Origin of the sequence: Massilia paldalensis (genome assembly GCF_044901715.1) — a bacterium.
GTDB lineage: Bacteria > Pseudomonadota > Gammaproteobacteria > Burkholderiales > Burkholderiaceae_D > Telluria > Telluria paldalensis.
This window is the reverse complement of sequence record NZ_JBJCIU010000036.1, coordinates 1-1,052: the sequence shown is the minus strand read 5'-3', so window position 1 is coordinate 1,052 and position 1,052 is coordinate 1. Positions and strand designations below refer to the sequence as shown.

At 61.9% G+C, this 1,052-nt stretch carries 1 protein-coding gene; it reads left to right on the top strand.

Translation table 11 applies throughout. From position 1 onward, the window contains the following. The first annotated feature begins 60 nt into the window (after positions 1-60). A complete protein-coding gene (locus tag ACI1V7_RS28345) occupies positions 61-999 on the top strand; it encodes an IS5-like element ISEcl7 family transposase (protein ID WP_045911956.1) in 939 nt (312 codons plus the stop codon). Positions 1,000-1,052 lie beyond the last annotated feature (53 nt).

Here is a 1,052-nt window from a genome sequence, read left to right as displayed (position 1 = left end):
GGCTTTGTTGCACAAATCGGCCCATCAGCGGCCGAGGCGCAGCACGGGTAAACTGACGGCATGATTGCTCCCGTAAAGCTGAAGTACCGAACGACCAACTGGAAAGACTACAACGCGGCATTGAAAGCCCGCGGCTCGCTGCTGATCTGGCTGGACAAGGACATGTGCTGGCACGGCAGTGCGAGCGGCAAGCGGGGCCGCAGTCCGAAGTACAGCGAGGCGGCGGTCCAGTTCTGCCTGACCGTTAAGGGCCTGTTCAATCTGCCCTTGCGCCAGGCCATGGGTATGACGCAGAGTCTGCTCGGGTTGGCCGGACTGGACTGGCAAGTGCCCGACTTCAGCACGGTCAGCCGGCGCCAGAAGCGTCTTTCGGTGACGATCGGAGCGCAGCCGACGACGACGGGATTGCACCTGCTGGTCGACAGTACAGGCATCAAGATGCTGGGCGAAGGCGAGTGGAAGACGAAGAAACATGGTGCCGACTACCGTCGCCAATGGCGCAAGATCCACCTTGGCATTGACGCGGCCACGCTGGAAATCCGGGCGATCGAGGTGACCGACAATGCCACCGGCGATGCCCCAATGCTGCCGTGCTTGCTCGACCAGATACCCACCGAGGAGGTTGTCGCGAGCGTCAGTGGCGACGGCGCCTACGACACGAAAGGCTGCCACGAAGCGATTGCACAACGCGGAGCGCAGGCACTCATTCCGACACGCAAGAACGCCAAGCCATGGAAGGACCAGCGTCCCGGTGCCAAAGCGCGCAATGCCATCCTGGCGGCCACCCGCCGGCTTGGCCGGAAGATCTGGAAAAAGTGGAGCGGGTATCACCGGCGCAGCCTTGTCGAGACCAAAATGCGTTGCTTCAAGCTGCTTGGTGAACGCGTCATGGCGCGCGACTTCGACCGTCAGGTCGCCGAGTTGCAGGTCCGTGCCGCCATCCTCAATCGCTTCACGCGCTTGGGCACGCCCACGACCGTAGCGGTGACCATGCCGTAAATCCGTCTGGGGTTTGGGGTACTACGCGCTCAATTGATTTATGCAACAAAGCC